This window comes from Actinomadura sp. NBRC 104412 (assembly GCF_030269515.1).
In the GTDB taxonomy this organism is placed as follows: Bacteria; Actinomycetota; Actinomycetes; order Streptosporangiales; family Streptosporangiaceae; genus Spirillospora.
Genome location: NZ_BSTM01000022.1, coordinates 77540 through 96303, shown reverse-complemented (window position 1 = coordinate 96303; position 18764 = coordinate 77540). Strand labels below are relative to the sequence as shown.

Sequence of the window (18764 nt, the reverse complement as noted above, 5' to 3'; positions counted from 1 at the left end):
CCCCGCACGCGCGACCGCGTGGACCGGGACGGGGCCCGTCCCCTGGCCCACGCGATCAGGGCCTGCGTCTCGTCCGGCGGGTCCTCACGCGAGCCGGACGACCGCCTTGGCGCGCGTGAGGACCTTCTGCTCACCGGACCGGGCGGTCAGCGCCACGACGACCTTGTTGTCGTCCAGCTTCTCCTCCACCCGGCCACTGAACTCCAAGGTCGCGCCGCCCTCGTCCGGCACCACGACCGGCGCGGAGAACCGTACCCCGTAGTCCACCACGGCACCCGGGTCTCCCACCCAGTCCGTCACGAACCGGCCGCCCTGGGCCATGGTGTACATCCCGTGCGCGATGACGTCCGGCAGGCCCACCGCCTTCGCGAAGCTCTCCCGCCAGTGGATCGGGTTGAAGTCACCGGACGCCCCCGCGTACATCACCAGGTTCGCCCGGTCGACCGCGAACGACCGCGCCGGAAGCTCCGTACCCACCTCGACCTCGGCGTACGACACCTTCGCCGTCATCAGGCCCCCCGTTCCACGATCGTGTTGTAGGTCGTGCAGACCGGCTCGCCCTCGACCGTCGTGATCTCGGTTTCCACGACCATCTTCTCGTTGTTGCCGATCGCCTTGATATCGGTGATCGTCGAGGTGGTGGTCAGCACGTCCCCGGCCCGGATGGGGCGGGTGTACACGAACCGCTGCTCGCCGTGCACCACCATCGAGTAGTTCAGGCCCAGGTCGGGGTCGGCCACCGCCGGGTTGCCCAGGGACACCACGATGGCGAAGGTCGGCGGCGCGATGACGTCGGGGTGACCGGCGGCCTTGGCCGCCTCGGCGTCCCGGTAGATCGGGTTGGAGTCGCCGATCGCCTCCGCGAACTCCCGTATCTTCACCCGGCTCACCTCGTACGGTGGGCTGGGCGGGAAGCTCCGCCCGATGAAATCACGGTTGAGTGGCATGCAATCCGTCCCTCCACGTCCAACGGGGGCCGAGCCCGTCCCACGGCGAGGGGCCGCCGCCGTACCGGGCTCACGTCGTCTCGGACGGACGGTAACAGAACGACATTCACCCTGGCCCGCCGGGCCACCGGGAGATTGGGAGACGACCCACGCCCGCAGGGCCGATCGGAACGCGGTTATGGAGGCAGGTCAGCCCCCGCGACCCGTCCGAAGGCAGGCGTGAACACAGCAGGCCGTGGAGGCGAGTCCGGAGCGTTGCGGCGAAAGCCGATGGCGCGGCCGAGCCACAGGCGAGGAGCGTCCGGCTAGGCGCCTGAGCGAGGAGCGAGGCCCGTGCTAGCGGGTCTCGCGGTGCGGACGGTGGCACCGGCAGTTGGGGCAGTACTTCTTGAGCTCGAGGCGGTCCGGGTCGTTGCGCCGGTTCTTCCGCGTGATGTAGTTCCGGTGCTTGCACTCCTGGCAGGCCAGCGTGATCTTCGGCCGGACGTCGGTGGCAGCCACGATGGAGTGCCTTTCTTGCTAGGGACAGTGGACGATGCACGCGGCCTCCATGGAGAGAGGCCGGGTGTTCCTACCCAGCCCGCCTCGCCCCCGTAGAGGGGGGCGAGAGGGCTCGGTAGTAGCGAGGGCCGGACTTGAACCGGCGACACAGCGATTATGAGCCGCTTGCTCTGCCTGACTGAGCTACCCCGCCGTGATGGTCGGTGTCGACCGGATGACAAGGATACCGGAACTTCACCGGAGCCTGGAAACGCGAGGCCCGGGACCTGGGCGGGTCGTGCCCGACGCCCGGCGCCCGAGCGGTGCGGATCCGAAGGCCGCCCCGACGATGTCCGGAACGGCCTCCGCGCTGCCGAGCCCCTTTACGGAATCGAACCGTAGACCTTCTCCTTACCATGGAGACGCTCTGCCGACTGAGCTAAAGGGGCCTGCGTCGTTGGCGCAGTGAAACCATACACGGCCGGAGCGCGAGTTGCGAAATCGATTAGCCGTGCCCGGACGGGGTTTCGCGGCCCGGCCGCCACGCGCGCCGCGGTACGCCTGCCGCGCAGGTCAGCGCGGCGCGAACGGACTCAGCGAAGCAACTGGCGGGCGATGATCACTTGCTGGATCTGGCTGGTCCCCTCGTAGAGCCGGAAGAGCCTGGCGTCGCGATAGAAGCGCTCGACCGCCACGCCGTGCATGTAGCCCATCCCGCCATAGACCTGGACGGCGCGATCGGCGACCCGTCCCACCATTTCCGAGCAGAAGTACTTGGCGCAGGATGGGCCGACCCGGGTGTCCTCGCCGGCGTCGTAGGCGCGGGCGGCCTCCAGCACCATCGCGCGTCCCGCGTACAGCTCGGTCTGGGAGTCGGCGATGAGGCCCTGGATGAGCTGGTATTCGCCGATCTTGCTGCCGCCCTGCGACCGTTCCTTGGCGTAGGCGACCATCTCGTCCAGGATCCGCTGGGCGAGGCCGACGCAGACGGCCGCGATGCTGACCCTGCCCTTGGCCAGGGAGAGCATGGCGATCCTGAAGCCCTCGCCTTCCTCGCCCACCATCGCGGACGCGGGCACCCGTACACCGTCGAAGAACACCTCGGCCGTGTGCGCGCCGCGCTGTCCCATCTTGGCGTCAGGCGGGCCGACCTTCACTCCGGGCGTGTCCTTGGGGACGAGGAAGGTGGAGATGCCGCGTCCACCGGGGCCGCCGGTCCGCGCGAAGACCATGAAGACGTCGGCCTCGGGGGCATTGGTGATGAACCGCTTGGCGCCGTCGATGACGTACTCGCCGCCGTCCCGCACGGCCGTGGTGGTGAGCGTGCTGGGGTCGGACCCGGCCTCCGCCTCGGTCAGCGCGAACGAGGCGATGATCTCGCCGGACGCCAGCCGGGGCAGCCACCGCGCCCGCTGCTCGGCGTCGCCCGCGTTCACCAGCACCTGACCGGCGATCCCGTTGCTGGTGCCGAACATGGACCGGTACGCGGGGGTGGTGTAGCCGAGCTCGAACACGAGCCTCACCTCCTCTCCGAGGGAGAGGCCGAGGCCCCCGTACTCCTCGGGCAGCGCGTACCCGAACAGGCCCATCTCCATGGATTTCTGCCGCACGTCCTTGGGGATGGCGTCGGTCTCCTCGATCTCGTCCTCGCGCGGGACCACCTGCTCGCGGACGAAGGCGCGCACGGCCGCCAGCACCTCGGCGAATTCCTGAGAGTCCATGGAGCCGATTCTAGAATCAAGTTCTGAAGTTGTCCCGGCCGGGGTCACCCGGCTTCGCCGAATCGGACGAGCAGGGCCGTGGCGTCGTCGAACCGCTTGCCCCGAACCCCCTCCACGCGCTGCTCGCGCTCGGCCCTGCGCGTACGCCGGATCAGCTCGCGCGGCCCTTCGTCGTCCACCAAGTCCAGGAGTTCGGCCCACGTCATGAGGCCGAACCGCTCGACGAGACGCGCCGCCCCATCACTGAGCAGGGCGGCACGTCTCACCCCCTGGGTCTGACCCGTCAAGGCTTGGTCCGCCGCCTCAGGACGTGTGCTCGCCACCCAGAAGCCCCCGGGGCTGTTACGGGCCGCTCGTACCGCCTCGGTCGTATAGGAGGGGAGCTTGTTGACGCGGTCGTCCTGAATCACCCGTACCTCGGCGCCCACGTCCAAGAGCAGCGGCGAGTCGGCCAAAGCGAGCCATTCAACGGCATCATCGCCCCACCGCAGCATGGCCACCGTCGTCGAGGGGCTGTCGGGATTATCGAGGTCACATGTCCGTGCGTGCGCTTCCGATGTGGCCTTGATGGACTCGGCGAGGACATCCGCAAGCGGCTCTCGGCCTTGAAGAGCCAGGCGCCCCGCCAGTTCGCCCCCGAGCCTGCGTACCAGCCAACCCGGACCGTGCACGCAACCACTGTCCACCCCTGGACGCGGCGTCGCCCCGTCCAGAACGACCGCCCACCCTGGACCGGCTACGGCGAAGTCCTCGTTCACCGACCCAGGCGTCGCCTCGGTTGCAAAATCCACGCGCACTCAGAAGGTCTACCCGGGAGCGGCCTCATGCCCGGGCATCCCCTTGCTGCGCCGCCGCTCCTTCAGGCGGGCCTCGTAGAGATGCCGGCGTCCACCCGCCAGGTCGTCACGGACGCGACGTTCGAGCGCGCGGAACACCTCGTAGTAGGTGTCCTCGAACTCCTCGATCACCTGGTAGGTCCACCGTCCCGGCAGCACGTTCCGCCCGACCAGCTCCCGGTGGATCTCCGCGGCCCACTCCCCGTGACCGGCCTTCGCGAGATCGTCCGCCGCGTCGCCCAGGGTGAAGTCCGCGTGCCCGATGAGCTGATGGAACGAGTACAGGTGCCCGCGCGCACGCTCCACCGTCTCCAGCGCCTCACTCAGCTCACCCAGCGCCACCACGGTGGCCTCGTCCAACTCGCCGTCACTAGACATGCCTCCGCTCTACCCAGCTCGCGGCCGGATGGACCGGACGATCGGCAGCGTTGTCCCCGATGCCGGACTTGACCTTGACACCGGCGTCAAGCTGTACGGTCACGCCGACAGGGAGGAACGATGCGGATCGGAGAGCTGGCCGAACGCGCCGGCGTCAGCGCACGTGCGCTCCGCTACTACGAGCAGCAGGGACTTCTGGTGGCGCGGCGTTCGAGCAACGGCTACCGCCAGTACGACGAGTCCGACGTGCGGCTCGTCCAGGAGATCCGCTCCCTCCTCCACGCGGGTTTCACCCTGGAGGACACCCGCCCCTTCGTGGACTGCCTGCGCGCCGGCCACGACAAGGGCGGCTCATGCCCCGAATCGGTGGCGGTCTACCGGCGCAAGCTCGCCGAGATCGACACCGAGATCCGCACCCTGATCGGCCGCAGGGCCGACCTGGCCGACCAACTCGCGCGCGCCTGCCCGGGCTGCGCCCTCTTCCCCAAGGACAGCGATGCTGACCTTGACCAAGGACACCTTCGACGCCCAGGCGCTCCACGCCGACAAGCCGGTACTGGTCGAATTCTGGGCGGAATGGTGCCCCCCGTGCACAATGCTCGCCCCGATCCTCGATGAGATCGCCATCGACTACGCCGACCGCCTTACCGTGGGCAAAATCAACGGCGACGACCACCCGGAAATCGTCGCCCGTTACGGCGTCATGGGCTTCCCCACCCTCATCCTCTTCCGCGACGGCGAACCCGTCCATCGGATCGTGGGCGCCAAGCCCAAGCGCCTCCTCCTGTCCGACCTGGCGCACCACGTGTGACCGGTCGGCTAGTTTGGCGATCATGCCCCTGTCACAGCGACTGACCGTCGTCCCGACCCCGTTCCTTGTCGAGCACCTGCCCGACGCCACCCTCCCCGAGGACGACGAGTGGATCGCGCTCGTACGCGCCCCCGAGGGTCTCACCGTCATCCGCGAAGCCCCGCACTACGCCACCGAAGACCGCTGGTTCGGCCTCTACGGCTCCGACACCACCCACGGCCTGGAGACAACCGGCATGCTCGCCGCCCTCGTGACACCCCTGGCCGACGCCCAGATCCCCGTGTTCGTCGCCTCCACCTACCACGCCGACCTTGTCCTCGTACCAGAACGCCACCTGGACAAAGCCATAACCACCCTGAAAACCGCCGGCCACGACATCACCCGAAATTCGTGACCAACAGCCGGCGTCCGGCATGGACGTGGACGGCCCGGACCAGCGAGGGGTCAGCCGGTGACGAACCAGATGGCGCGAACGAGTTGATCGGTCTCGTTGAGCAGCCGGTGCGGCACATCGCCGCGCATGGCGATGGCCTCGCCTTCCTTGACCTGGCGGCGCCGACCGTTGATCACGATGGTCAGCGTGCCTTCGAGCACGTAGCCGTAGTCGTTGCCCTTGTGCTGCTGAGGCTGGTCGTTCGGGGCGGAGTCGGCGCCGGGCTCGTACTCGGTGAGCAGGAAGTCGACGTGATCATCACCCACCTCGTCGGTCAGCCTGCGCCATCGCACCCCGGTCTGCAACGCGAGGTACTCAGACGCCGGCGGCGGGCTTGCCGCCTTCCCTCGCTGCCCGCCACCCTGTTCCGCCGGGGACTCCTTCGCCCGCGACACCGAATGTCCCAGCAGGTCGTCCAGGGACAGGTTCAGTTCGCTGGCGATGGCGAACAAGGTGCTCACCGCGGCCTGGCTCTGGCCCAGCTCGAACTGGGACAGGAAGCTCGCCGAGACCCCCACACGACGGGCCAGCTCACGCATCGACAGTCCGGCCCGCTCACGCTCCATCCGAACGGTCTGCCCGAGCGGCACATTCATTCCGTTCATTCCGCTGGGGCCGGCACGACCGACCCTGCGCGACACAGCCACGTGGCGCTCCCTGCGCAGTGAGTTGGGTGAGGTCCGGTGTCAAGCCTACGGGTCCGCCGTTCGGAGCGGCCACCCGCTCACCGCCCCCCGGATCCGGCACCGGGGTCGGCCGCCAGCTTGTGACGCACCTGCTCGCGCAGCAGGAATCTTTGCACTTTTCCGCTGGCCGTCCGCGGCAGGTCGGTCACGATCATCAGCATTTCCGGGGCCTTCTGGACCGCGAGTCCGGATTTCAGCAGGTGTTCGCGCAGTTCGTCGAGTACCGGCCGGCGCTCCGCGGCCGGGACGACGCAGGCACAGGCCCGCTCGACGAGCACGGGATCGGGATAGCTCACCACGGCGACGTCATGCACCGCCGGGTGCTCCATCAGCAGTGACTCGACCTCGGCGACGCTGAATTTCTCGCCGCCACGGTTGATGATGTCCTTGATCCGGCCGGTGATGTGCACTGTCGAGTCCGAGTCGATGCGGGCCGTATCACCGGTGCGGAAGTAACCGTCGGTGGTGAACGCCGCCTGATTGAGCGAGGCGTCGAAATAGCCCAGAAAAAGCTCGGGCCCTCGCACGAGCAGTTCCGGTCTGCCGTCGTCGTCCGCACGAACGACCATCTCGTTGCGGCCCATCGGCCTGCCCTCCCCGGACGCGGCCTCGTCCAGATCGCCGAAAGGATCGGCCATCGACGATGTCGGCAGCTCCGTCGATCCGTACGTACGCACCACTCTCGTGCCCATCACCGCGTGGGCACGGCGCACCAGGTCTTCGGGGATATCGGCGCCGCCGCAGACGAAAACACGCAGGCTGGATCGGGTTCGCCCGGCATATCCGTCGGCCAGCCCGCGCAGGAACGGCGTCGCGCTCACCGTGAACGTGCACGTCGTGGATTCGATCAGATCGACCGCGGCCGCGGCGTCCCATCTGTCCTGTAGTACCACGCCGCATCCGAGGTCGGCGGGCAGCAGGATTCCGTAGCTCAGTCCGGTGATATGACTCAGGGGTGATGCCATGAAAACGCGGTCGCGATCGTCCAGCCGACAGAAATGGGCGATGTCGCGTACCTCGGCGAGCAAGGTCTGATGACTGTGCAGGACACCTTTGGATTGCGAGGTGGTACCTGAGGTGTACAGCACCACCGCGATATCGCCGGGCTGCGTATGCGGGTCGGGTGCGAACCTCGCTTTCGTTCGGAGCAGCGCGTCGAACGGCTCCGCGCCGGGGGTACTGCCGCGGACACTGACCACTGTCACGTCCGCCGACGTATCAGCCGTTATGGCACGCAGTTCGGCGGCATGGGGATAGGAGCGGAACAAAGACGGTGCGACGACGACCTTCGGCCGCACCTGATCGACGATGAAGCGAAGCTCGTGAGCCCGGTAGATCGGCACTACCGGCACGAGCACGCCGCCCGCGAGGAACACACCCCACGACACGACGACGGACTCCCACCAGTTGGGCAACTGGGTGAGGACGCGGTCGCCCGGCTCGACGCCTCGTTCCCGCAGACCGGCGGCGATCCGCTCGGCGGACGACAGGAGTTCGGCGAACGTGAGCGCCCTGTCGCCCTCGATCACCGCGAGCGCATCGGGGTGCGCGCGTGCCGAACGCATCAGGCGGTCGGCGAAGGTCTCCCGCGGCAGGTCGTAGTCCACGGTGTGGCGCCGGGTCGCGGTCAGCATGCGGCCACCTCACGGACCGCCCGCACGATGTCGGCCGGTCCGGCCTTCCATTGCCGCTCCAGCACCGGTGCGTACGGGGCCGGGGAGAAGGCCGCGCCGACGCGTGCGACCGGGGCGTCGAGCGTCCAGAAGCCCTCCTTCACGGCCAGGGCCGCCAGCTCGGCCCCCACCCCGAAGTCCACGACCGCCTCATGTGCGATCACCAGGCGATTCGTGCGCTGTAGCGATCTCAGCACGGTCTCGCGGTCGAGCGGGACGATCGTGCGCAGGTCGATCACCTCCACCTCGATGCCCTCCGCGCTCAGCGTCTCGGCGGCCTCCAGCGCGTCGAAGACCATGCGCGACCACGACACCAGCGTGACGTCCCGACCCGGGCGGACGATCTTGGCCTGGCCGAGCGGAACGCGGTGATCCGGCGGCGGCATAGGGGATTTCTTCTCGTACAGCAGGCGGTTCTCGATGAACACGACCGGGTTGTCGTCCTCGATGGCCGATCGCAGCAGGCCGTAGGCGTCCGCCCCGGAACTCGGCATGACCACCGTCAGCCCGGGCACGTGCGCCATCAGCGTCTCGAGGCTCTGCGAGTGCTGGCTGCCCGACGAGCGGCCCGAGCCGAACTGGGTGCGGATGACGAGGGGGACGGTCACCGCGCCGCCGGTCATGAACCGCAGCTTGGCGGCCTGATTGAGGATCTGGTCGAAGCACACCCCGAGAAAGTCGAGGTACATGAGCTCGACGACCGGTCGCAGCCCGGCCATGGCCGCGCCGACGCCCAGGCCCATGATCGCCGTCTCGGCGATGGGGGTGTCGAGCACCCGATCGGGGAACTTCTCGTGGAGCCCGCGGGTGACCCCGAAGACGTTGCCGCCCGCCACGTCGATGCCGGCGAGGAACACGGCGGGCTCGTCGGCGAGGGCGTCATGAAGTGCCTGCCGGAGAATGCGCGTACCTGAGGACGGTTTGCCGCCGGCCGATCCGGCGCGGGCCACCGGAGTCGTCGTGCGACGCCGTACGTAGACGTAATCGCCGGCACTCGCCGGATCCGGCTCCGCGGAGTTGCGCGCGAAGTCCTCGGCGTCGGCGACGACCGAGTGGGCGGCGCGGTCGATCTCGTCGAGCTCGGTCTCGGTGACACCCAGTTCCGCGAGGCGTGCGCGGGCGAGGCGGAGCGGGTCGATGGCGGACGCCTCGGCCAGTTCCGCGGGCTCGCGGTAACGCTGTTCGTCGCCCTCGTAGTGCCCGCGTACCCGGAGTGTCACGGCCTCGACGAGGTATGGCCCCCCGCCCGCGCGGACCTTGCCGAGCACCTCCGCCATGCCGTCGGCCACCGCCGCCACGTCGTTTCCCGGAAACTGGGCGAACGGAATGCCGTAGGCGAGGGCGCGTTGCGCGACAGGCACCGGATGCTGGTCGGCGGCACGCGAGAACTCTGAGTAGCGGTTGTTCTCGCAGAAGAACACGATGGGCAGGCCGCGCAGGGCGGCGATGTTGAGCGATTCGTGGAAGGCGCCTGTGGCGACGGCACCGTCACCGAAGAACGCGACGGCCACCGCGCCCTGACCGCGACCGGCCAGCGCGTGCGCGGCGCCGACCGCGATGGGCAGCCCCGCACCGACGATGCCATTGGCGCCGAATATCCCGATGCTCGGGTCGGCGACGTGCATTGAGCCGCCGCGACCGCGACAGGACCCGGTCTCCTTGCCCATCAGCTCGGCCATCATGCGCCGTGGCTCCAGGCCCTTGGCGAGGACGTGTCCGTGACCGCGGTGGGTCGAAGTGATCACGTCGTCCGGCCGGGCATGGAACAGGGCTCCTACGGCACAGCCCTCCTGGCCGACCGACGTGTGCACGAAACCGGGGATCAGTCCGTCGCGATACAGGGTCGAGATGAGCTCCTCCATACGACGGATGACAGCCATCCGCCCGTAGGCGTCGAGCAGTTGCGTGCGATCCATGAGGGCTCTCCCGTCAGCGCGCACCGTGGTACCGACCGCGCTCTCTGGGGCGTCAATGTAACCAGCGGACGTAGTCATGTCCAGTGTCACTTGACAGACCGGCCAACCGGATCACCGTCCTCGGCGCCGGAAATCGGCGTGGCCGAAACCGTCAAGTGACACTTGACAAGCGTGTTCCGCGGATCCACGATGGTGCGCACCTCGTCACCTGGCCTGATCAGCCGCCGCGGGGCCCCACTGTCCGTCCGTGCCGTCGCGGCGCGCCGCGAGCCGGGACGGCCGATGGCCATTCCGCTTACTCCACAGTTCCGAGAGGCCACGATGCGCCGAGAAGACATCGAGTTCACCAGCGAGGGCAGCCTTGTCAGGGGGTGGCTCTATCGTCCGGATGACGCGACCGGGGACGTTCCCGCAGTCGTACTCGCGGGTGGATGGTGCTACGTCCGCGAGCTCGTCATGCCGTACTACGCCGAGGCGTTCGCGTCACTGGGCATGGCCGCGCTGATCTTCGACTACCGCAACCTCGGCTCCTCCGAGGGGGAGCCCCGCCAGCACCTCGACCCATGGGCGCAGATCCGCGACTACCAGAACGCGCTGAGCTTCCTCGAACGCGCCGATGGGATCGACCCGGACCGCCTGGGCGCGTGGGGGATCTCGTACTCAGGGGGTCATGTCCTGATCCTCGCGGCGACCGATCCCCGTGTGAAGGCGATCGTCAGCCAGATCCCGGTGATCGACGGCTACCGCAACATGCGCCGCGTCCACGGCACGCTCGGATACCGCCGGCTGTGGGAGGCGGTCCTCGAGGATCGCCGGCTCCGCTACGAGAACCCGGACAACCGGCTCTACTTGCCGCACGCCAGCGCGACTCCCGAGGAAGAGCTGTCCGCGTGGCCGTTCCCGGAGACGTTCACGACGTTCGCGCAGCTACAGGCGACCGAGGCTCCTCTGTATCAGAACTCCAGCACGATGGAGTCCGTCGACCTGCTGCTGAACTACGACGTCAACCCGTTCGTCACCCGCATCTACGACACACCGACGCTCATGATCGTCGCGGAGGGCGACGATCTGACGCTCTGGGATCTGGAGATCGAGAGCTACAACAGGATCCCCACGGAGAAGAAGAAGCTGGTCGTCCTCCCGCACACGTCGCATATGACCCTGTACAGCGATCGGGCGAAGCTGGCCGTCGCCGCCGAGGAGGCGTCGCGCTGGTTCGCCGATCATCTCGTCGCGAAGGCGATGACACCACAGCGGTGAGGACATCGCGGCCACGAGCGTGCGCCACGGCCACCCCACCCCCCAACCGGCGCGTCAGCGTCCACAACCGCGGCCCATCGGGGCCGTGGCGGGTTCTCGTATCTCAAAGGAGATGACGGAATTGGCTTCCATCGAGTCACGGATCGTCGATATGGCGGTCCACGGTCAGTTCCCCAACCCCGTTTCCCGGCGCGCGTTCCTGTCCGCGGTCGGTGCCGCCGGCATCGTTCTCGGGACCGGCGCGTGCGGAGGTTCATCGAGCTCGGACCAGCCGGCCGCCGCCGGCGGCAAGCTCAAGAAGGACAAGACCTGGTGCCAGGTGACGACGCTGTCCAATGACTACTTCGTCGCGTTCAACGAGGGGGCCAAGCAGGCGATGGCCGCGCTGGGCGTCCCGATGGCCACCCTCGAGGACCAGGGCAACGCCAGCACCGCGATCGGCCAGGTGGGCAACGTGCGCACCGCGACCGGCAAGTCCATCTTCGGCACGCCCGCGACCGAGGCCCAGGCCGCCGCGGTGACGAAGGCATGCCAGGCGTCCGGCATCCTGTACGCGAGCTCGTACACCGCTCCGCCCTGGTACACGCCCGCGGACGCCGACAAGTGGGCGCGCTTCATCACGCCGCCGTCGACGAAGATCGCGGCGGCCACCGCGAAGGCCCTGTTCGACAAGGTCGGTGGCACCGGCACGATCATCCACGTCCCCGGTCAGAAGGGCTCGTCCGCGGACGACCAGCGGACCGCCGGACTGAACATGGCGCTCAAGGACTACCCGGGAATCAAGATCGTCACCGCGGCGCCGGGGAACTGGACCTCGGAGGACGCGCGCAAGTCGCTCACGAACATCCTCCCGTCCGTCAAGGACTTCGTCGGGGTGTTCGCTCAGAACGACAGCGAGGCCGCGGGAGTGATCGCGGCACTCGACGCGCAGGGCATCAAGGACAAGGTCGTCACGGGTTTCGACGGCAACAAGCAGAACATCGAGTACATCGCGGCCGGCAAGCAGTACCTGACCAGTGCCACGATCGGCGGTCTGACCGCCGGGCTGCTGGGCATCACGGTGTTCGACGTTCTCAACGGGGTGGAGCTCTCGCTGCCGGAGAGATTCCTTTCGCAGGGCGCGCTGCTCGTCACGCCCGACATCGCCCAGAAGGTTCTGGACACCGTCTACGCCGGCAAGCTGCCGTTCAACTGGACGAAGATGAGCAAGGCGCTCCATCCGAACGACTGGGATCCGCAGACGCTGCTCAACCCGATCGATCCCAAGGAGTTCTACGCCGGCGTTCCCCAGGATCAGTACAAGCTCAACCCGGCGTGGGCGTCCGCCGACATCGGCAAGGTCCGGGCCGACTACGCGGCCGCGTTCAAGTCCGGCCCCCTGTTCGAGTTCAAGAGCAAGCTCGTCGCCTGAGCGCGGCGGCATCCCACCACAGTCCATCCAAGAGCGGGGCGGCCCGACGTGCCTTCTACATCGACGGTGAAGCTCACCGGCATCTCCAAGAGCTACGGCATCGTGCACGCGTTGCGCGACGTGTCGCTCGACGTCAGTACCGGTGAGGTGCTCGGCCTCATCGGTGAGAACGGCGCGGGGAAGTCGACGCTGATCGGTGTGCTGAGCGGTACGGTCCGGCCGGACGAAGGCACGATGACCGTCGACGGCACCCACGCGCCGCTCGGCGACCCCCGCAGGCTGTCCGCGATGGGCATCTCCGTCGTCGCGCAGGAGCAGGCGCTCGTCGAACCGCTGCGGGTGTACGAGAACATCTACCTCGGCCGCGAGGCCCTCGTGCCCGGCCGCGGGTGGTCACGAGCGCGCCGGTTGCGTGCCGCGGCGAGCGCCCTGCTGCACGACCTGCATCTGGACGAGATCCCGGCCGACGCGATCGTCGCCGACCTGAGCTACCCGCAGCGGCAGCTCGTCGAGATCGCCAAGGCGTTCGCCCTGGCACGGCTCACCGACCGTCCGCCGGTGATCCTGCTCGACGAGCCGACGAGCGCGCTCAGCGAGCACGAGGTCGATCTGCTGTTCTCGCTCATCGAGCGATGGCGCTCGCGGGTGGCGTTCATCTATGTGTCGCACATCCTGCAGGACGTGCTCCGGCTGAGCTCGCGGCTGCTGGTCCTCCGGGACGGCAAGGTGATCGACACGGTGCCCAACGACGGCATCACGGACTCGCGGCTGCACGAACTGATGGTCGGCCGCGAGCGCAGCGTCGACTACTACCGCGAGGACGAGCAACGAGGCGCCTCGTCGGCCGAGCCGATCATGCGCGTCATCGGCGGCACCAAGTCGGGCGCGTTCACCGACGTCGACGTGGCGGTGCGCCCCGGCGAGATCGTCGGTCTCGCCGGGGTGATCGGTTCGGGCAAGTCCGAGCTCGCGGCCGTGTGCGCCGGCGCGGAAGGGCTCGACTCGGGGTCGATCGTCGTCGACGGCACCCGCCGTTCCCGGTGGACGGTGGCGCAGGCCATGCGGAACGGCGTCCTCTACGTGCCGCCCGAGCGCGCCAACGACTCGTTGTTCACGACCATGTCCGTCCGTTCGAACATCTCGATCGGTTTCCTCGATCTGCTCACCTCGCGGTGGTCGCGGCTGCTCCGCCTGCCCACCGAGCGTTCGAGGACCGATGCGCTGGCGAAGCGGTTGCGGGTGAAGACCGAGTCGCTGTCCACCCCGATCGGCGAGCTGTCGGGCGGCAACCAGCAGAAGGCCGTGTTCGCGCGCTGGCTGGGCCGCGACTGCCGGTTGCTCGTGCTCGACGATCCGACGCGCGGCATCGACGTCGGCACGCGAGAGGAGATCTACGAGCTCATCCGAGACCTCGCGGGAAGCGGCGTCGGTGTGCTGCTGTGCACCGAGTCCCTGGAGGAGATCATCGGCCTGGCCGACCGGATCCTGGTGCTCAAGGACGGCCATGTCACCGCCGAGATCCCCGCCCCCGCCGCCGCCAAGCCCAGCGAAGTCGACATCGTCCGTTACATGATGTGAGGTCCGCAAATGACCCAGTCTTCGCCACGCCTGGTGAAGCGGCAGACCGGTGACGAGCGCTCGTCCCCACGGTCGCCGGCGGCGGCGTCCACGTTCCTCGACCGGTACCGCAACATCCTCATCCCGATCGTGGCGCTCATCGTGCTCGTGGCCTACTTCGGCGCGCAGAACCCGGCGTTCATCTCGACCGGCTCCGCCCAGAACATCCTGCGGCAGATGGCGTTCCTCTCCGTCCTCGCCCTCGCCGGCACGTTCGTCATCCTGATCGGCGGAATCGACCTGTCCGTCGCGGCGAACGCGTCGCTGGCCGGCATCCTGATCGCCAAGTGGATCGACTCCCTCGGCGGCCCGCTGGCCATAGTCCTCGTCCTGCTGGTCGGCGGCTTCGTCGGCCTGGTCAACGGGATCGTCACCACGCTGCTCAAAGTGCCGTCGTTCCTGGTGACGCTCGGCATGATGTCGATACTCGACGGCGTCTCGAACACCATCTCCAAGGGCGGCCCGGTCTCGTTCAACTCGGGCCTGCTCAACACCTTGGTGAACACCTCGACCATCCCGGGTCTGCCCAACGGCGCGCTCATCGCCATCGTCCTGGCCATCGGATTGACGGCACTGGTGTTCGCGACGTCCTACGGGCGTCACCTCTACGCGGTGGGGGGCAACGAACGGGCGGCCCGGCTCAGTGGCGTGCGAGTGCGTGCCGTGAAGTTGTCGGTGTTCGCTCTCGCGGGCGTCATCGCCGCCGTGGCGGGCATCATCCTTACCGGTCAGGCGAGCACGGGTGTGCCGTTGGGCGCCGATCCGAGCCTGCTCAACTCCATCGCCGCGATCGTCGTGGGCGGCACCGCGCTGTCGGGCGGAGTCGGCGGCCCGCACCGCACCATGCTCGGCACCCTGGTCATCGTCATTCTCGGCTCCGGCATGGACATCACGTCGGTGGGCCCGTACACCCAGTTGATCGTGAAGGGAGCGGTCGTCATCGCGGCGGTCGCGATCACGATCGACCGCAGGCGCTACGGACTGATCAAATGAGCGCCGGACGAGTTGAAGGCAAGGTCGCGTTCATCACCGGGGCAGCGCGCGGACAGGGGCGTAGCCACGCCATCCGGCTCGCGCAGGAGGGCGCCGACATCATCGCCGTCGACCTGTGCGCCGACATGGACAACGTCCCCTATCCGCTGGGTACGGCCGAGGATCTGGCCGAAACGGTCCGGCAGGTCAAGGCGCTCGGCCGCCGCATCGTCGCCCGGCAGGCCGACGTGCGCGACTACCCGGCCCTGCGCGCGGCGGTGGACGACGGAGTCGCCCAGCTCGGTCGCCTCGACATCGTCTGCGCCAACGCCGGCGTCAACAAGCCTTCGCCCGCCCAGGACATGGACGAGCAGGTATGGCTCGATGTCGTCGACGTCGACCTGGGCGGAGTGTGGCGTACGTGCAAGGCGGCGATCCCGCACATGATCGACGGGGGACGCGGCGGCGCGATCGTGCTCACCAGTTCGGCGGCGGGGCTCAAGGCGTACGCGAACATCGCGCACTACACGGCGGCCAAGCATGGCGTGGTCGGCCTTATGAAGACGCTCGCCCAAGAGCTGGCGCCGCACCGGATTCGCGTCAACACCGTGAACCCGACCCAGGTGGACACCCCGATGATCATGAACAGGCCGATGTTCGAGCTGTTCTGCCCGGATGTCGACAATCCGACCCGCGCCGACTTCGCGCCGGTGTCGCAGGCGATGAACGCGCTGCCGGTCCCGTGGGTCGATGCGCGGGACGTGAGCAATGCGGTGCTGTTCCTCGCCTCGGACGAGGCGCGCTACATCACCGGGGTCGCACTACCGGTCGACGCAGGCGTACTGATCAAGTGACAACAACCGAAGGAGCGCACATGGCAGGTCGGGTTGAAGGCAAAGTCGCATTCATCACCGGGGCAGCCCGCGGGCAGGGGCGTAGCCACGCCATCCGGCTCGCACAGGAGGGCGCCGACATCATCGCCATCGACCACTGCGCCGATATCGACACCGTCGACTACGCGATGGCGAGCGCCGCGGACCTGGCCGAGACCGAGCGCCAGGTCAAGGCGCTCGGCCGGCGCATCGTCGCCACGCAAGCGGACGTGCGCGACATGCAGTCACTGAAAGATGCCGTTGACGCAGGCGTCGCGGAACTCGGCCGGCTCGACATCGTGTGCGCGAACGCCGGCATCCTCTCCAACGGCCCGTCACACGAGCTGACCGAGGAAACCTGGGGGCAGATGATCGACATCAACCTCAACGGCGTATGGCGCACCTGCAAGGCGGCGATTCCGCATCTCATCAAGGGCGGGCGTGGCGGCTCGATCGTGCTCACCAGCTCCGTCGCCGGCCTACGGTCCTACAGCGGCGTGTCGCATTACGTGTCGGCCAAGCACGGTGTGGTGGGGCTGATGAAGACGCTCGCGCAGGAACTCGCGCCGCACAGCATCCGGGTCAACACGGTCAACCCGACCCAGGTCGACACCGAAATGATCCAGAACGAGAGCATGTACCGCCTGTTCTGCCCCGACATCGAGAATCCCACCCGTAAGGACTTCGGAGCGGCATCGGCGGCAACGATCCTCCTGCCGATCGACTGGGTCGAGTCGATCGACGTCAGCAACGCCGTCCTGTTCCTCGCCTCCGACGAGGCGCGCTACATCACCGGCGTGGCCCTGCCGATCGACGGCGGCGCGCTGACCATCTGAACCCCACCCTTCCCGCCGTTGCGAGGGCGTCAATGATCAACACCCTCGCAACGGCGCCGCACTCGCCGCCCCTCAACGTGCCCAAGCGGGAGCTTCGCAGCCCTCGCGAGCAGGAGCCGGCGGACGCGGCGAGGGATGGCGCAGCATCGAGAGTGGCGCACCTGCCGAGCCGTTCAGCAGCAGCCCTGCGCGGCCGTCTTCCCGTGATCTCCGTTTTCGGTCGTGGTGGCCGGGTTCTCGGCCTTGCCCAGCGTGTCGCCCTCGCCCTTGACCACGTACACCTCCCACGGCTCCTCACCGGGGCCGGTCACCCAGACCTTGTCCTGGAGTGCGTAGCAGCACGAGGTGTCGTTCTCCTCCAGGGTCGCCAGTCCGGCGGTGGCCAGTCGCCGGGCGGCGGTGGTGACCAGGTCGGAGTCGTCCACCTCGACGCCCAGGTGGTCCAGCCGCGTGGCCGGCTCGTCCGCGCCTTCGATGAGGACGAGCTTGAGGGGCGGCTGTGCGATGGCGAAGTTGGCGTATCCGTCGCGGATCTTGGCGGGCGGGGTGTCGAACAGCTTGGTGTAGAAGTCGATCGAGGCGCTCAGATCGGGGACCCGGAGCGCGAGCTGGACACGGGACATGGTTCCTCCTCCATGCTGATTCGACGGTCTTCTAATCACTCCGCGAGTTTGCGCCCCTGATTAGCATCCTGTCAAATTAGAGGTATGTCGAAGCAACAGGGTCCGTCTCCGGCGGGGTGCTGCACGCCGCTGATCGCTGAGCCGATCTCCGAGGCCGGCGCGGCCGAACTGGCGCGGGGGTTCAAGGCGCTGGCCGATCCGATCCGGCTGCGCCTGCTGTCGCTGATCGGCGCCCATGCCGGGGGACGCCAGGTCGGCGCGGGAGTGTGCGTCTGCGAGCTGACGGGGGCGTTCGCGGTGACCGCGCCGACGATCTCGCACCATCTGAAGGTGCTGCGCCAAGCGGGCCTGATCGACTCTGAGCGGCGCGGCACGTGGGTCTATTACTGGATCGTCCCGCACGCGTTGAAGCAGCTCGCCGGAGTGCTGGCCCTACCCGACACCGTCACCGACGGTGCCACCACGCCGGTCGGAGCCGATCACCCGTGAGCGCACCGGCCCACCGGGTCTTCACCGAGTTCGCCTGCACGGAATGCCGGTCACGATGTTGATCGGTGCCACCGCCGCCCCGGAGCGACGCGTGTTCGCCAGCCTTGCTTCCGCCACCTCCGTGCTGCACCGCGCCGCCGACGAACTGGTTCCTCTGCATCTACGCCCGGTGTACGCCTGCGTGGCCGAGTGCTACGACCTGCTGGGGCGTTCAATACCTGCCTGCCCGTCCTGGCCACCCCGCTTCGCCCACTCCCGGCTGACCGCAGCCGCCTATGTATTCAGGAGCCCTGATGCCCGAGGTCCCCGAGGTGCTGTTCGTCTGCGTCCACAACGCCGGACGCTCCCAGATGGCCGCCGCCTTGCTCGACCACCACGCCCAGGGCAAGGTTCACGTCCGCTCGGCCGGATCCGCTCCGGCCGACACCATCAACCCCGCCGTCATCACCGTCATGAAAGAACTGGGCCTGGACTTGTCACGCGAGTTCCCCAAACCGCTTACCAACGAGGTGGTGCAAGCCGCCGACGTGGTCATCACCATGGGCTGTGGCGACTCCTGCCCCATCTACCCCGGCAAGCGCTACCTGGACTGGGAACTGGACGACCCGGCAGGCAAAACCGTCGATCAGGTCCGCCCGATCCGGGACGAGATCGACTCCCGCGTGCGCGCCCTGCTCGCAGAACTCCTTCCAGCCGGCCGCTGAGACACCCGCAACGACATCCCCGCGACCACACCGGCCGCGCAGAGGCGCGGCATGTGCAGGACAACCGCCCGATCGACCGCGCCCGCAGTCCCTCCGTCC

At 68.2% G+C, this 18764-nt stretch carries 21 protein-coding genes and 2 tRNA genes; 11 read left to right on the top strand and 12 right to left on the bottom strand.

The genetic code is table 11. The features are described from left to right. Positions 1-84: 84 nt before the first annotated feature. From QSK21_RS25010 to QSK21_RS24975, 8 genes are all read right to left on the bottom strand, one after another. Positions 85-510, bottom strand: a complete 426-nt coding sequence (locus QSK21_RS25010; protein ID WP_285699362.1) for a MaoC family dehydratase — start codon at positions 508-510, stop codon at positions 85-87. Next, positions 510-947, bottom strand: a complete 438-nt coding sequence (locus QSK21_RS25005) for a MaoC family dehydratase N-terminal domain-containing protein (protein WP_285699361.1) — start codon at positions 945-947, stop codon at positions 510-512. Before QSK21_RS25005 ends, QSK21_RS25010 begins: the two co-directional genes overlap by 1 nt. Before the next feature lie 336 nt (positions 948-1283). Further along, entirely contained in the window at positions 1284-1448 is a 165-nt protein-coding gene (gene rpmG, locus QSK21_RS25000) for a 50S ribosomal protein L33 (protein WP_089324515.1), read from the bottom strand. A 119-nt stretch (positions 1449-1567) separates the two neighbouring features. Then, positions 1568-1641: transfer RNA gene (locus QSK21_RS24995), tRNA-Met, on the bottom strand. Positions 1642-1803: 162 nt separating this feature from the next. Further along, positions 1804-1876, bottom strand: a tRNA-Thr gene (locus QSK21_RS24990). Positions 1877-2020: 144 nt separating this feature from the next. Next, positions 2021-3148, bottom strand: coding sequence for an acyl-CoA dehydrogenase family protein (locus tag QSK21_RS24985; protein WP_285699358.1), 1128 nt, complete (start codon positions 3146-3148; stop codon positions 2021-2023). A gap of 44 nt (positions 3149-3192) precedes the next feature. Further along, positions 3193-3906: a protein phosphatase 2C domain-containing protein gene (locus tag QSK21_RS24980; RefSeq protein WP_285699357.1), complete on the bottom strand. Its 714-nt coding sequence runs from the start codon at positions 3904-3906 to the stop codon at positions 3193-3195. Positions 3907-3954: 48 nt separating this feature from the next. Further along, positions 3955-4362 (bottom strand): hypothetical protein, encoded by a 408-nt coding sequence (locus QSK21_RS24975; RefSeq protein WP_285699356.1) that lies wholly within the window; start codon positions 4360-4362, stop codon positions 3955-3957. A gap of 120 nt (positions 4363-4482) precedes the next feature. Here QSK21_RS24975 and QSK21_RS24970 point away from each other — a divergent pair, with 120 nt between their 5' ends. The 3 genes from QSK21_RS24970 to QSK21_RS24960 are packed head-to-tail and all read left to right on the top strand — an operon-like array spanning position 4483 to position 5567. Beyond that, positions 4483-4980 (top strand): MerR family transcriptional regulator, encoded by a 498-nt coding sequence (locus QSK21_RS24970; RefSeq protein ID WP_352231317.1) that lies wholly within the window; start codon positions 4483-4485, stop codon positions 4978-4980. Further along, complete coding sequence (gene trxA / locus QSK21_RS24965; protein ID WP_352231316.1) at positions 4868-5173, top strand: thioredoxin; 306 nt, start codon at positions 4868-4870, stop codon at positions 5171-5173. Before QSK21_RS24970 ends, trxA begins: the two co-directional genes overlap by 113 nt. 22 nt (positions 5174-5195) lie before the next feature. Continuing rightward, complete coding sequence (locus tag QSK21_RS24960) at positions 5196-5567, top strand: ACT domain-containing protein (RefSeq protein ID WP_285699354.1); 372 nt, start codon at positions 5196-5198, stop codon at positions 5565-5567. Positions 5568-5617: 50 nt separating this feature from the next. On the opposite strand, the gene QSK21_RS24955 is transcribed toward QSK21_RS24960, so the two are convergent. The 3 genes from QSK21_RS24955 to QSK21_RS24945 all read right to left on the bottom strand — a co-directional run bounded on the left by QSK21_RS24955 (position 5618) and on the right by QSK21_RS24945 (position 9881). Then, positions 5618-6253: a helix-turn-helix domain-containing protein gene (locus QSK21_RS24955; RefSeq protein WP_285699353.1), complete on the bottom strand. Its 636-nt coding sequence runs from the start codon at positions 6251-6253 to the stop codon at positions 5618-5620. Positions 6254-6330: 77 nt separating this feature from the next. Further along, positions 6331-7926 carry an AMP-binding protein gene (locus QSK21_RS24950; RefSeq protein WP_285699352.1) on the bottom strand — a complete coding sequence of 532 codons (1596 nt, stop codon included), beginning with the start codon at positions 7924-7926 and terminating at the stop codon, positions 6331-6333. Next, positions 7920-9881: an alpha-ketoacid dehydrogenase subunit alpha/beta gene (locus tag QSK21_RS24945; RefSeq protein ID WP_285699351.1), complete on the bottom strand. Its 1962-nt coding sequence runs from the start codon at positions 9879-9881 to the stop codon at positions 7920-7922. Before QSK21_RS24945 ends, QSK21_RS24950 begins: the two co-directional genes overlap by 7 nt. Before the next feature lie 321 nt (positions 9882-10202). Between QSK21_RS24945 and QSK21_RS24940 the strand changes: the two genes are divergently transcribed. The 6 genes from QSK21_RS24940 (at position 10203) to QSK21_RS24915 (ending at position 16849) form a co-directional block, all read left to right on the top strand. Further along, complete coding sequence (locus QSK21_RS24940; RefSeq protein ID WP_285699350.1) at positions 10203-11141, top strand: alpha/beta hydrolase; 939 nt, start codon at positions 10203-10205, stop codon at positions 11139-11141. A gap of 112 nt (positions 11142-11253) precedes the next feature. Further along, positions 11254-12552: a sugar ABC transporter substrate-binding protein gene (locus QSK21_RS24935; RefSeq protein WP_285699348.1), complete on the top strand. Its 1299-nt coding sequence runs from the start codon at positions 11254-11256 to the stop codon at positions 12550-12552. A gap of 48 nt (positions 12553-12600) precedes the next feature. Continuing rightward, positions 12601-14130 carry a sugar ABC transporter ATP-binding protein gene (locus tag QSK21_RS24930; RefSeq protein ID WP_285699347.1) on the top strand — a complete coding sequence of 510 codons (1530 nt, stop codon included), beginning with the start codon at positions 12601-12603 and terminating at the stop codon, positions 14128-14130. A gap of 9 nt (positions 14131-14139) precedes the next feature. Then, on the top strand, positions 14140-15162 hold the full coding sequence (locus tag QSK21_RS24925) for an ABC transporter permease (RefSeq protein WP_285699346.1): 1023 nt from the start codon (positions 14140-14142) through the stop codon (positions 15160-15162). Next, complete coding sequence (locus QSK21_RS24920) at positions 15159-15995, top strand: mycofactocin-coupled SDR family oxidoreductase (protein ID WP_285699345.1); 837 nt, start codon at positions 15159-15161, stop codon at positions 15993-15995. Before QSK21_RS24925 ends, QSK21_RS24920 begins: the two co-directional genes overlap by 4 nt. Before the next feature lie 20 nt (positions 15996-16015). Further along, positions 16016-16849 (top strand): mycofactocin-coupled SDR family oxidoreductase, encoded by an 834-nt coding sequence (locus QSK21_RS24915; protein ID WP_285699344.1) that lies wholly within the window; start codon positions 16016-16018, stop codon positions 16847-16849. A gap of 173 nt (positions 16850-17022) precedes the next feature. On the opposite strand, the gene QSK21_RS24910 is transcribed toward QSK21_RS24915, so the two are convergent. Further along, positions 17023-17472 (bottom strand): ArsI/CadI family heavy metal resistance metalloenzyme, encoded by a 450-nt coding sequence (locus QSK21_RS24910; protein ID WP_285699342.1) that lies wholly within the window; start codon positions 17470-17472, stop codon positions 17023-17025. Positions 17473-17556: 84 nt separating this feature from the next. Here QSK21_RS24910 and QSK21_RS24905 point away from each other — a divergent pair, with 84 nt between their 5' ends. Together QSK21_RS24905 and QSK21_RS24900 are read left to right on the top strand one after the other, a co-directional pair. Then, a complete protein-coding gene (locus QSK21_RS24905) occupies positions 17557-17961 on the top strand; it encodes an ArsR/SmtB family transcription factor (protein WP_285699341.1) in 405 nt (134 codons plus the stop codon). Positions 17962-18254: 293 nt separating this feature from the next. Further along, complete coding sequence (locus tag QSK21_RS24900; protein ID WP_285699340.1) at positions 18255-18665, top strand: arsenate reductase ArsC; 411 nt, start codon at positions 18255-18257, stop codon at positions 18663-18665. Positions 18666-18764: the final 99 nt, after the last annotated feature.